Genomic DNA, 12,519 nt, shown 5'->3' on the forward strand with positions numbered 1-12,519 from the left:
CAGGCCGGGGTGGTGTCCAGCAGTTCCACCCCCATGATCCCGGAACGGGTGCGCGGGTTCGCTTCGCCACGATGCAGCAGGTAGTCGACGGCGCCCAATTTCACCGGCAAGCCGGCAGCATCGACGAAATCACCCACGCCCGGCTCCCGACATCAGCCTGCGGACCCGGCCAGGCCCGCCAATGTCGGCATAGCCACCCTGGTCACTCTGGCCACTATGCGCCACTGCGCCTCACGCTGCTTCCCGTTTCCGACACGTCCAGAACCACCTTTCAACCTAGTTCTTTGCCCGCTGGCACGGGGGCGGATTGTCGGTGACGGCCGACGAACAGTCGCGGCGCCACCCGGATCTGGCGGGTGCTGCATCATCACGTGGAGGCCGCCCGCGCCTGTGCGGACTATTCGCGCGTCGAACGGGTCGGCATGGACCCTTCGAGGGCTTCCACGTCGCCGCGAAACTGTCCGAGGCCGTCGACGCGGTGCGCCGCGACGAGGTCGCCTCCCGCCCCGAACTCAAACGCACCCGCTGGCTGTGGCTGAAGGACCACTCGAACCTAAATTTAGTTAGCCTGAGTTCACTAGCCGACTTAAGACGGTTGCGGCAGATTGCCGAAAACTCATCGGACTTGGAAGGGGGCGGACGTACTAACCCGCCCCCTACCGAAGCAGCCGTTGGGCCACCGCCGCTACATGCTGAAACTTGGGCGAACCAATGCATCCCTCGATGAAGTGCGGCGACCCGGCCACTCTAACAAGCACTACCCAAGGTGGGGCCACTTTGTACATGCACTGGTTGACACCACCGACTCCTCCACGGTAGCGTTCCGCTCGCCGACGCAGGCAGAGTCTCCCGTGCAAATGCCTGCACTTCGATCTGATCGCTCGACCGCTCGGCGGATCGGCACCCGTTTGTCGGACTCCGAGCGCATCATGCACAGATCCAACGAAAACGAGCGGAAACACACCAACTGGACCGCTCAGGAACTCAGCAACTGGAAGGATCGGTATGCCGACGCTCACTTACGCGCAGCTTCGCACTGCCTGCTCGCCAGCAGGGGCCAGTGCGCTCACCTCGGTGACTGAACTCGCTCCCGCGGGCGGACCCCACGCTGGCGTCGCCCCGGCACGCTACGTTGACGGCAACAAGCCGACGTTCGCATATGAAAGTCGGTTCGTTGATAGCCACGCGGTGACCACAGTCATTCTCGACTCCAAACAGAGTCAGGCAAACCGCATCGAAGCGGCGCTTCTGCAGGACATCCGCAATGAGCATCCGATCGTAGGCAGAGTCCCACGCATGCAGGTCGCCTACCTCGGTGGTGAAGTGCTCTATACGGACCTTGAGCTTCCACACCGTGCGTTCGACGGCCATATCCGCGCGGGCACGATTGATGGAGAATCGGTTACAGCAAATCCGACCTACCGGGCGGCGCGCGATGCCTCGCCGACGAATGCGCGTGCCCTGCTCGAGCTCAGCCCTGGCAGCCTCGTGTTCGGGTCATGGGACTCGACCCGCAAGACCCGACAGGGCCGGTACCGCAGCGCGCTGGTTGGCGAGATCATTGGCGTGGTCGCGAACCAGGAGCAAAGGGCCAACAACACCCCTCGGAGAGGCGGCGCGCGGGTCGACCCGGTCGGGATGAGCGTGCAGTTGAGCGGCGATAATCTGCTGGCCGTCATGAGCGATCAGAGAGACGAGTTAAGCCCGAAGCTGATCGACAAGATCGAGAAGGCCGCGAAACGACGTGGTGAGAGAGGCAACTCGGGCTCGGTGCTCGGGCTCGGTGGGATACCTCCGACGCTCGAGAACCTCGGCGTGGTCGCTTGCAGCCGGATAATCCGGACTCACGTGCTCAGTTTCGCCGCCATGCGACAGCTTCGATACGGCAGCGACTCCGCAGGCGATGTAGCCTGCCGCGCACTGCTCGCCGCCTACGCGCTGGCCGGCCTCGCGCGCTCAGACTCGGAGCTCAATCTGCGCGCGAACTGCGACTTGGTCGAGAGTGCGCCGACAGCGGTCAAGCTCGACACCCGTGGTGGTGATCATATTGCGCTCGACGCACTTTCGATCACCGCCGCCGATGAGCTCCTAGAAGAAGCGCTTGCTGAGGCCGAACGGCTCGCGAATGTCGATTGGCATGGTCAGGTCTTCGAGGTCGTCGGCAATCCCGCCATCTACTCGGCCGCGACTGCTGAGTCAGCTGAGGAGTGATCCGGTGGCAATCGGAATCGAGGCGACGTTCCTGCTCGGTACCTTCACCGGCCACCGAGCCGACGGCTCGCCGGACCCGCTTCCGGACCCCGCGCGACTGCACGCAGCACTGCTGAATGCGGCTGCTCAGGGCAGCACGGCGGTCCTGCGGACTTCGGGTCTGCACCCGTCGGCCGAGGCCATTGCGGCGCTTGAGTGGCTAGAGACCAACCCGCCCACCGGTATTCGGCTGCCGAGTGTGTATCCGGTGGCAGCGGCGCCGATCACCGCCTTCCGCCGGGAGGGAGTGGTCCGAAAAGAGGGCGGGGATTGGACGGACAAGGTTGGCGGACGGCCGTTTTCCGACGGATACGCGTTCGACGGACCAGTCGGATGGTGCTGGGACCAAGGAATACCAGACAACGTGCGGACGGTGCTTGAAAGACTCTGCGCAGACGTTGGCTGCCTTGGTGAGGCGACCAGCCCGGTGCGGCTCGCGCTGACCGACATTGAGCCGACGCATTCCCTCGACAGCGATGCCTCGATGTTCGATACGAGCGGCACCGAGTCTCGGGTGCCTGGCTCCGGGCGGACAGCAGCACTCACAGCCGCACACATGGCCGCGAACGGCAAACCACCATCAATCGCGGACGACCGGCACAAGACAGACGACTATCCGTCGCCTTCGACGCCGCCGCGCGGCAACCTGGAATCGCGGCGCTATCGGGCCCGCGACATCGAACCGACCACCGCACCGTGGCCAACGGTGGTCCTCCTCACCACATCGCGCACAATCCACCCAGAGCACCGCGTCCGCTGGTGCACGGTCTTGCACCGCGCGCTCATCGCGCGGATCGGATTCGGCGCGCCTCCCCTGATCACCGGTGCCTACCCAGCGGGTGTTCCGCAACCGGCGAACCGCCTCGCCATCCAGTACTTGCCAGCCGGGATACTTGCACAACACGACAAGGTGTCTGGTGCCTTCGTTCTCCTGATTCCCGGGGACGCTTCGGGGGAGGAGCTTGCGCCGCTACACGAGGCGCTCACGGGATTCCGAGGATTCACCACGGCGGGCCAATATGCGGAAGTGACCGGCTTTGCAACGGTAAGCGGAGACGAGTTCTGGCACCCTCCGCTACCGGGCCACGTCCGGCGATGGACAACCAACCCCGTTGCCGTCCCGGAGAGTTCACCGCAGCGGCGCGGGTACAACGCCGACGGCTCACGTAGGCAGTGGACACTGCGAGACGCAGTCCGCGTGTCGGTAGGCCTCGTCTGGCGTGACATCATCGCCCCGCATCGGGACAGCAGCCGTTGGTTCGAGGAGATCGCCTCCCGGACAGCAGACTACGGAGTCGAGGTACACGATGCGCGACTACTGCACAATTCCGATGTGTCCGCTTGGGCGCACAAGACGCCGAAACAGATTCTGGTGCAACCGTACAGCGCGACGCTCAGCCTGGGAAGACTTGCCACGGACCGGACACTAGTCGCGATCGGACAGAGCCGACATTTGGGTGGCGGGCTGCTCGTTCCGGTAGATTCACCCGCCGACAGCTTCACTGCCCTTGCGGGGGGTGCAGTATGACATTGTTTACCAACGACTTTGACTCGTTTTTTGCCGAAGTCAACGGTGGCCATCCACCGTTCGCATGGCAGTGCAGGCTGTTCGACGCGCTCACAACGACCGGCCGCTGGCCGGACAGACTTATAGCACCCACTGGCGCGGGGAAATCGAGCGTTGTCGATATCCACATCTTCGCCGTTGCCATATCGGCCACGGGTGAGGGTGCGCGAGTGCCGAGGCGGCTCGCCCTTGTGGTGAACCGGCGTGCGCTGGTCGACAGCCAGGCCGACCGGGCTATCCGGGTCCGCGAAGCACTGGGCAAGGCCCAGCCTGGTACGCTGCTTGGAGATGTCGCCGCAGCGCTCGCGTCATTGCGGACGGAGAAATCGGTTGACGGCAAGTCTTCGGTGTTCGATGTCGTCGACCTGCGTGGCGGTGTTCCGCCGCGCAGGGAGTGGGTTGCCGACCCGTCGGCGTGTCAGATCATTTGCGCCACGCCGGATATGTGGGGAAGCCGGGTGCTGTTTCGCGGTTACGGGACATCGCATCTCGCCCGGCCCCGGGAGGCGGGGCTGCTCGTCCACGACGCTGCGATGGTTCTGGATGAGGCGCATCTGAACCGCCAGTTGCTGCTGACGGCGTGTCGAGTCGCAGAGTTGGCGCAGCCGGCTGCAAAAGCGATCGAGATACCCGCCCTTCAGATCGTCGAAAGTACGGCGACCCCCGCCGATCAATCATCCTTGGATGGACACCTTCGTGAGATTCGCGTTGAGCCGTCTGACATTGCCGCCGACAGTGGAGACGCTCTGGCGCGCCGCCTTACGACACCGAAACGGATACGCCGCCGCGGCGAAGTGACCTGGCCACCGCCGCCCAGTGGCGCGAATCGCACGCGATACGTCGATGTCCTCGTGGAGGAGACAATCCGGCTCCATCAGAAGTTCGGCCGCACCGTAGGCTGCATCGTCAACACCGTCCCGCTGGCGGCCGACATCGTTACGCGCCTTCAAGCCGCCGGGGTGTGTGCCGAGCTACTGGTCGGCCGGATGCGGCCCCACGACCGCGCCCAGCTCGAATCAAGGCGGCCGAATTTGTTGACAGTACAGGGCAACCCAGAGGTCGACGTGCTAGTCGCAACCCAGACCATCGAGGTCGGCGTGGACCTCGACCTCTCAGCCCTGGTCACCGAACTGTCCCCTGCGTCCGCGCTCGCGCAACGGGCGGGCAGGGTGAATCGCCTCGGCAACGCCGACGAGACAGAAGTCACGGTGATCGGTCCGGCAGCGGAGTCACACCTACTCGGCGACGATCCTGCTGGTAGGGACCTGCGAACACTCGCAGTGCCGCCTTACACCCAACCGAGTGACCCCAACACATTCGAGCATCTTCGACGTACCTGGGACTGGCTTGGCGACCGCGAGCGGGACCCGGATGGCATGTCACCGTGGGCGCTTACCGAATCACCGCCGCCAGCCCCGATCATGCAACGAACGCTCCTGCAGCGCCTGGAGCCATACAACGTGTGGTTTTTGAGCCGCACCGGCGCCGACCTATTCGATGAGCCCGACTTGGAACTGTGGCTGCGTGACTCGCTGGACCCCGACCAAGTAACTTGCGGGGTCGTCGTGCGCGCACACCTACCGACGGATGACTCCGCAGCGATTGGCCTGCTGCGAGAGACCCAACCGATGGACGGCGAGGTTTACCCGGCATTGGTGGGCACGACCCGAGTGCTCCTGGCGTCGATCTTGGGGTCCGACAATGACCAATTGCCGAAGCGCGTATTTCTCGTCCGGGACAACGAGATCCACCCGATGAATGATGCTAATGACCTCATGCCTGGTGATGTCGCAATCATCGACAGCCAGCACAAGGTGTGCACCGCAGGTGTCGTGACGCGCACGCCACACGACGTAGGCAGCGACGTGTACGAAAAGGTCACGCGGCAAGACGGGACGGGGCAGGTTGCCCGCTTCGTCGCAGGGATGTCTGATCCCATAAACATGCTGTTGGAGGAACTCGCCGACCTGATCGCCTCATTCGACGGTGAGGTCGATGATCGCGAGATCGCAGAACTTCTCTACATGTATGGCGCACATGACCAGCGAATCGATGATCTCGCTGACGACCTCCGAAACAGTCTGGTCAACCTGTCGATCTCCTTCGGCGCGCTCGATGACCCGTCGTCACGCTGGCTCGTCGTATCTGTCCCGCAGCCGAGCGCTGTTGGCGAGACCACACGGCAGACGTGGACGCCGTCTCGCGGAGAAGTCCTGCTCGACGCGCATAACGCTGCGGTCGCTGAACGAGCCCGAGCGCTGGTGGACCGCATCGGTCTGCCGTCACAGCTTCGTGACGCGGTGTCCGGCGCTGGCCGGCTCCACGACATCGGCAAGCGCGACAAACGGTTTCAACGCGTGACATTGGGTAACGCTGATTTAAACCTTCTCCTTGCCAAGAGCCACTGCGCATCGATCCGGCAAACGGTGCATGCGCAGAGCAGGGGCGGTCTGCCAACGCGCTGGCGACACGAGCAGCTGTCAGCGGCAATCGCTGCCGCGGAGCTGGATGAGTCGCATCACCGTGACCTTGTCCTTCGCCTGGTCGGAACAAGCCACGGCCATGGCCGTCCCTCGTTTCCTCACACCGCAAGCGACCTGCTTGGCCCAGACGAGGAGGAACGCGTCATCCAATATGCGTTGGAGCTCTTTGACATCGGTGAATGGGACGAAGTGATCGAATCGACGCATGAACGCTGGGGCGCGTGGGGGTGCGCATATCTCGAGGCCCTCCTGCGCGCGGCGGACGGACAGGTCTCCGCGGAGGGACGATGAACGTCTTTGCGCCTACGGGCTCGGTAACAAATGCGCTGACTCACTTCGCATTGTTCGGGCTGGCCGCTATTTGCGAAGCCGACTTCGGCGCGGGCTCAAGGGTGTGGTGGACCGAGGAACGGGTTCCACAGCCGCAACTGTATGTTGGTCGGGAGCCGCAGGCCATCGCCGAAGCTGTGCACCGGCACGCAACCATGCGCGCGTCACCAGATAGTTGGCTCGCCGCACGCATCGACCACGAAGGTAAGGCAACTGCTGCGTTCAGCCCGCGGATCAAGGCACCTTCGTCGCCGTCCGCTTGGCGCTGTCTGCAGACTGCTCGTAACGCAGCACTTGACCGGTTGGTCGACGGCCAAGCCTCGCTAGACCTGCGGATGATTGGTGCGCTCGGCGAGGCGGCTTACTGGCTTGCCGATAAGACCCCCGACGGCGGTGCGAGCCGGTGGGAGATGAAGACACGAAACCGAGGGGAGGAGTTTGTCGGCAATCGGCTGGCACCTCTCGCCGCTCACGTGGCGGCCCGCACGATAGACGAGGTCCTGTCCGGCCTTACGGGTGCAACGGTCAACGACGAGGCTGGCAGGAACCAGCCCGGCTCCCGAACCGCGACCGGATTCACACGACCTGGTCCTGTCGACAACGCGCTCGCATGGTGTGCGCTGTGGGGCATCAGCCAGTTTCCGATCGTGCATCACGCCGGCGCGCAGTCGGTAACAGCTGCGTCGAATGTTCCGGCCAAGCGGACACATCCAATGTTTGTCTTCCTGCCCGTGCCAACACGTCCACTCACCCTGGCGCGGCTTCGGACGATTATCGCGTCAAGACACCTCTCCGTCGCCGGTACCGTTGCACAGAATGCCGCTCCCTTCGATCAGGTCGTCGCACAGGCGTCGCGAAAATGGCTGGTGAACAGGAGTATCCGTGCGTTGATCCGGTTTCCGGTGCATGTATCGGACAATCCCAGCGCACCAGAGCGGCAGGTTCTTGACGGATACGCCGTCCCGATAGGTGTCCGGTCATGACAGAGGTGGACCCAATCCCGATCAGTTTGGTCGCCCACCATGTCTTCTGCCCGCGCCGTGCGTGGCTTGAGGCAGCTGGGGAAAGGACCGATACCTACCAGATGTCGGTTGGTGAGCTCGCACATCGTGCCACTGACAATCCCGCGAGCTCGCGTGGCGATAGATACCGGTCGGTGGATATAGCCCACCGCGCTTGGGGAATCACAGGCCGCGCCGACACCGTCGAGAGCCATGATGGGGCGCTACGAGTCGTCGAATACAAGGCAACACCCGTCCGGAGGAAGGCGGAACCTACTCCGGCGATGCGGATACAGCTGGCTTTGCAGGGAGCCTGCCTCCAGGAGATGGGCTATGCCGTAACCGATTACGCCATCTACTTCACGACACATCACAAGTACGTTCCAGTGGTTCTCAGCGATGTGGACTTCGATGCCGCGCACGCTGAGGTGATCAATACCAAGGCCACGCTCCAGTCGCCCACAGCTCCCGAGCCTCTCCACGACGACCCTCGGTGCATGAGCTGCTCGCATGTTGGCGTCTGCCTGCCTGAGGAACGCGCGCAGATGCCGGTCATCCGGCGTATCCATGTCGCCGACCCGGACAGCCAGATCATCCACCTCGCGACGCCGGGTAGTCGTGCGTTCACGCGTGGTGGTCGCCTACGTGTGTCTGCACTCGGAGAGGAAATCGCTTCATTCCCACTCGAACGAGTCGCGGGCCTCCTAGTCCACGGCAACATCGATCTGTCCAGCGCGCTTATCCGGGAGCTGCTGTGGCGCGGGCTCACGATCGTGTGGTGCACCGGGTCGGGTCGAGTCATCGGGTGGAGCCACACCGCGAACACTCCCAACGGGTTGGAACGGGTGCGCCAACACGAGGCATCTGCGGAAGGGCGGCTCGCGTTGGCGCGCGAGTTCGTCGGAGCCAAGATCGCAAACCAGGCAACGCTGCTGCGCCGCAACGGTGATGCACCCGAAACGGTTTCGTATCTTCGGACGATCCAACGGAGGGCCCTCGCGTGCGAGACGCTCGGCGAATTGTATGGGTTAGAGGGTGAGGCCGCCGCGCGGTACTTCGCTAGCTTCGCGACGATGCTGAGAGGTCGGCAAGGGGCCGCATTCCTTACACGGTGGCCTGGCCGCTCCGGACGAGGAGCGTTTGATCCGCTCAACGTCGCGTTGAACTACGTGTACGGCATGCTTGTTGGCGAAACCATCCGAGCCGTCGCGGCCTGCGGACTCGATCCGCACGCGGGCTTCCTCCACAGCAGCAGCCGAAACAAGCCGGCTCTCGCACTCGACCTCATGGAAGAGTTTCGCGCACCGCTGGGCGACGCGGTAGCGCTCACCGCGATCAACAACGGCGAAATCAGGGAATCCGATTTCAGCAGCGCACTCGGCTCGTGGCGTCTGCGAGACAATGGTCGCCGTGCTCTGCTGTCGGCATACGAACGCCGGCTGGGCACCGAATTCACGCATCCTGTCTTCAAGTACAAAACGACGTGGCGTCGAGCCGTCGAAGTGCAGGCGCGAATGGTACTCGGATACATTGATGGCAGCCAGGCCAAGTACACGGGCGTGACGACACGATGACCCGCAACGACGCGCGTCGGTTCCTGGTCGCCTACGACATTCCCGATGATTGCCGACGTGACCGGCTTGCTAAATGCCTTGAGCGGCACGGTGACCGCGTGCAGTACAGCGTCTTTGTCGTCGACGCTAGCCCCGCTCGCATCGCACGTCTTAAGAGCGAGATATCCGCCATCATCCTCGCGGTCGAGGATTCGGTCTTACTATGCGATCTCGGGCTGGTCCAGAGTGTGGATCAGGCAAGGTTCACCTGCGTAGGACGGTCCCGGCCGATAATGAGTAACGGCTCAATCATCGTTTGATCCACTTCGCGAGACCCGACAGACGACGAGATTCCCCGGAGGCTCTCGCGTTCAATCATCCCTGTTCATGGCGCTTTCAGTGCATCGAACACCAAGCCGACAAGCGAGTCTTGGAGTGACATGCACAGGATCTCGCGAACCGGTCCTCAACAGTCTGGTCAGGGGCATAAAATTGACCAGCCTGCCGCGGCCGTTTCGGCGGCCGCACTTCATCGAGGGGCCGACTACGCCGCCTCCTTCGCCGCCGCCGCCTAGGCCGCGGCCGTTTCGGCGGCCGCACTTCATCGAGGGGGTATCGACCTCCTCGACGCCTGCACCGGTGGTCTTGCCGCGGCCGTTTCGGCGGCCGCACTTCATCGAGGGGTGAACGCACCAAAGCGTCCCAGCGGCGGCTACGGGCCGCGGCCGTTTCGGCGGCCGCACTTCATCGAGGGCTGGACACAGGACACGGTAGTTGACAGGTTCAAAGCCGCGGCCGTTTCGGCGGCCGCACTTCATCGAGGGGTTCTGTAGCTTTGGGGTCGTCCTGCGATTGTTCCTGCCGCGGCCGTTTCGGCGGCCGCACTTCATCGAGGGGCAACTAGGGCTGCTGTCTGGTTTCAAGCAGATCTGGCCGCGGCCGTTTCGGCGGCCGCACTTCATCGAGGGCCATTGCCACGCGCCACGTAGACACGCCCGTCGATGCCGCGGCCGTTTCGGCGGCCGCACTTCATCGAGGGAGACTCCACAGCGCTGCCAGCGCGATCAGGTTGGACAGCCGCGGCCGTTTCGGCGGCCGCACTTCATCGAGGGACAAGAGATAACGCTTGCCGCAGCCGGCGAGTTCGCGCCGCGGCCGTTTCGGCGGCCGCACTTCATCGAGGGGGAAAGGCCGTCAGGCCGACGCTAACCGAGGTCACGCCGCGGCCGTTTCGGCGGCCGCACTTCATCGAGGGCACGTGGAATTAGCAGCCCGAACGGGAACTCTCCGGCCGCGGCCGTTTCGGCGGCCGCACTTCATCGAGGGAGCTCTACGGTGGATCCGCCGCTTAACGTAGCAGACGGCCGCGGCCGTTTCGGCGGCCGCACTTCATCGAGGGTTTCCACCCGGCAATGTCACCTGCCGGAGTGATCGAGCCGCGGCCGTTTCGGCGGCCGCACTTCATCGAGGGCTTATTATCCTTTCCGGCGGAATGGGGTAGTCGCCGGCCGCGGCCGTTTCGGCGGCCGCACTTCATCGAGGGTGATATCTCCGCAAGCGGTGACTATCTCGCGGTTAGAGCCGCGGCCGTTTCGGCGGCCGCACTTCATCGAGGGGCTTACTCCGACGTCGTCTCGGCGTACGGACCCGCCGCGGCCGTTTCGGCGGCCGCACTTCATCGAGGGACTCACCCCTTCGGGTGTGCAGACGACGCTGCCGTGCCGCGGCCGTTTCGGCGGCCGCACTTCATCGAGGGGTCCATACCGACCTCGGTAGGTTCGTGCGTCAGACGCCGCGGCCGTTTCGGCGGCCGCACTTCATCGAGGGACCGTGTCGGAGGATTACAACGACCACGGTGTGACGGCCGCGGCCGTTTCGGCGGCCGCACTTCATCGAGGGAGGCGGCAACCGCCATATCATTCTGCCTTGGTCGGTAGCCGCGGCCGTTTCGGCGGCCGCACTTCATCGAGGGGAGAACGTCAACGCGTGGCTGCGGGCAGAAGGTAGACGCCGCGGCCGTTTCGGCGGCCGCACTTCATCGAGGGCCGGGCTGGCCCAGCTGTGGGCGTGACGGGCCGTTGCCGCGGCCGTTTCGGCGGCCGCACTTCATCGAGGGCATCGTCGTGAGTCCGGATCCGCCGATGCGGACTTGGCCGCGGCCGTTTCGGCGGCCGCACTTCATCGAGGGTCCCGACGGCAAGGGCACCCGCGGTGAGAGTAACGAGGCCGCGGCCGTTTCGGCGGCCGCACTTCATCGAGGGTCTAACGCAAGCGGTGTCCTGCGGTGACCTGCGACAGCCGCGGCCGTTTCGGCGGCCGCACTTCATCGAGGGGAGATGACGTTCATGGCGCACCCTTTACCGGACCCAGCCGCGGCCGTTTCGGCGGCCGCACTTCATCGAGGGCGCTACTACGTCAGCGGGAACTGTGAGCGCGGATGTGCCGCGGCCGTTTCGGCGGCCGCACTTCATCGAGGGCGCGACACCGTACTTGGTGAGACGTTCATGGCCTCAGGCCGCGGCCGTTTCGGCGGCCGCACTTCATCGAGGGCCGCAATCGTATCGTCTATAACTGCGGCTTTAACACGCCGCGGCCGTTTCGGCGGCCGCACTTCATCGAGGGTGCATCTCTTCGGCATTGAGCTGGAACGGCTCGAAGCCGCGGCCGTTTCGGCGGCCGCACTTCATCGAGGGACGCAACCGGGCGGCGGTTCTGGGTCGCTGCTCGGCCGCGGCCGTTTCGGCGGCCGCACTTCATCGAGGGTCCATATCGGTGATGTTATGGACTTCCCCCAACCCGCCGCGGCCGTTTCGGCGGCCGCACTTCATCGAGGGCCATCACATGGTTCAACGACAAAGTGTGTGCGATAGGGGCCGCGGCCGTTTCGGCGGCCGCACTTCATCGTGGGCTGCTCGTCCCCGCTGCCCGGCATGACGCTGCGCTGGGCCGCGGCCGTTTCGGCGGCCGCACTTCATCGAGGGCTGCTCGTCCCCGCTGCCCGACAGACGCTGCGCTGGGCCGCGGCCGTTTCGGCGGCCGCACTTCATCGAGGGGCCAAGCTGGTGCAGTCCGGTATCGCCAAGCCGTCTGGCCGCGGCCGTTTCGGCGGCCGCACTTCATCGAGGGTCACGTGATTACAACGACTGCCTGCGCAAGCTGGCAGCCGCGGCCGTTTCGGCGGCCGCACTTCATCGAGGGTACCCAGCGTTCACGGGGAGCGTGGTGGCCGAACTGGCCGCGGCCGTTTCGGCGGCCGCACTTCATCGAGGGGTGAGGGAATCTGCGGTAGCCGCGAGACGTTAGGTAGCCGCGGCCGTGTCGGCGGCCGCACATCA

The 12,519-nt window shown here is 64.5% G+C and carries 8 protein-coding genes and 1 CRISPR repeat array; of the genes, 7 read left to right on the forward strand and 1 reads right to left on the reverse strand.

Annotated features, from left to right (window positions below; genetic code table 11):
- On the reverse strand, positions 1-137 hold a 137-nt coding region (locus AC2VOU_RS02325; protein ID WP_486955911.1), incomplete at its 3' end, for a hypothetical protein.
- A 176-nt stretch (positions 138-313) separates the two neighbouring features.
- Here AC2VOU_RS02325 and AC2VOU_RS02330 point away from each other — a divergent pair.
- The 7 genes from AC2VOU_RS02330 to cas2 all read left to right on the forward strand — a co-directional run bounded on the left by AC2VOU_RS02330 (position 314) and on the right by cas2 (position 9,504).
- Positions 314-727, forward strand: a complete 414-nt coding sequence (locus AC2VOU_RS02330) for a transposase (protein ID WP_486955904.1) — start codon at positions 314-316, stop codon at positions 725-727.
- 278 nt (positions 728-1,005) lie between these two features.
- The gene (gene cas7g, locus AC2VOU_RS02335; RefSeq protein ID WP_486955905.1) at positions 1,006-2,211 is read left to right on the forward strand and encodes a type I-G CRISPR-associated RAMP protein Csb1/Cas7g; all 1,206 of its coding nucleotides are present in this window, start codon (positions 1,006-1,008) and stop codon (positions 2,209-2,211) included.
- Positions 2,212-2,215: 4 nt separating this feature from the next.
- A complete protein-coding gene (csb2, locus tag AC2VOU_RS02340; protein ID WP_486955906.1) occupies positions 2,216-3,778 on the forward strand; it encodes a type I-G CRISPR-associated protein Csb2 in 1,563 nt (520 codons plus the stop codon).
- Positions 3,775-6,591 (forward strand): type I-G CRISPR-associated helicase/endonuclease Cas3g, encoded by a 2,817-nt coding sequence (gene cas3g, locus AC2VOU_RS02345; protein ID WP_486955907.1) that lies wholly within the window; start codon positions 3,775-3,777, stop codon positions 6,589-6,591. Before csb2 ends, cas3g begins: the two co-directional genes overlap by 4 nt.
- The gene (locus AC2VOU_RS02350; protein WP_486955908.1) at positions 6,588-7,613 is read left to right on the forward strand and encodes a hypothetical protein; all 1,026 of its coding nucleotides are present in this window, start codon (positions 6,588-6,590) and stop codon (positions 7,611-7,613) included. Before cas3g ends, AC2VOU_RS02350 begins: the two co-directional genes overlap by 4 nt.
- Positions 7,610-9,205 carry a CRISPR-associated endonuclease Cas1 gene (gene cas1, locus AC2VOU_RS02355; RefSeq protein WP_486955909.1) on the forward strand — a complete coding sequence of 532 codons (1,596 nt, stop codon included), beginning with the start codon at positions 7,610-7,612 and terminating at the stop codon, positions 9,203-9,205. The genes AC2VOU_RS02350 and cas1 overlap by 4 nt, the downstream gene beginning before the upstream one ends.
- A complete protein-coding gene (gene cas2, locus AC2VOU_RS02360; protein ID WP_486955910.1) occupies positions 9,202-9,504 on the forward strand; it encodes a CRISPR-associated endonuclease Cas2 in 303 nt (100 codons plus the stop codon). Before cas1 ends, cas2 begins: the two co-directional genes overlap by 4 nt.
- A 183-nt stretch (positions 9,505-9,687) precedes the next feature.
- Positions 9,688-12,454: direct repeats of the CRISPR family, unit length 36 nt; unit sequence GCCGCGGCCGTTTCGGCGGCCGCACTTCATCGAGGG.
- The last annotated feature ends 65 nt before the right edge of the window (positions 12,455-12,519 follow it).

It is taken from the genome of Mycobacterium sp. TH-M25, from assembly GCF_057473665.1.